This is a genomic window from Bacillus sp. JJ1127 (assembly GCF_036965845.1).
Classification (GTDB): Bacteria; Bacillota; Bacilli; order Bacillales; family Bacillaceae_G; genus Bacillus_A.
In genome coordinates, this window is the sequence record NZ_JBALQK010000085.1 from 1 (window position 1) to 324 (window position 324).

Consider the following 324-nt stretch of genomic DNA (forward strand, 5'->3'; position numbering starts at 1 on the left):
ATTTGGATTTCTTTTTGCAATTCCGCTTATCATACTTACAAACTATGAGAGAAGAGAAGATGGGAATATTTATACGAAGAAAAGTGTTGCTTTTCTCATTACTTTTATTGGAATTGTAATTCTAAGGTATGGTTCTAGACAATACATTATCGATTTAGATCAGCAAACAATAGGGTTATTGTTTTATGTTGTTGCAATTTCTTATATTGTACCGTGGAGAATTGCTTGTTACGTGAAGTTTAGAAAAGTAGTTCGCACAGCTTCGTAGAATTGATGTTTTTAGTTTCGGGGAAGGGAGAATAGAGAATGCGTACTATTATAAAA

At 32.1% G+C, this 324-nt stretch carries 1 protein-coding gene; it reads left to right on the forward strand.

Going from position 1 to position 324, the window contains the following annotated elements:
* On the forward strand, positions 1–268 hold a 268-nt coding region (locus V7183_RS09915; protein ID WP_335359363.1), incomplete at its 5' end, for a CcdC protein domain-containing protein.
* Positions 269–324 lie beyond the last annotated feature (56 nt).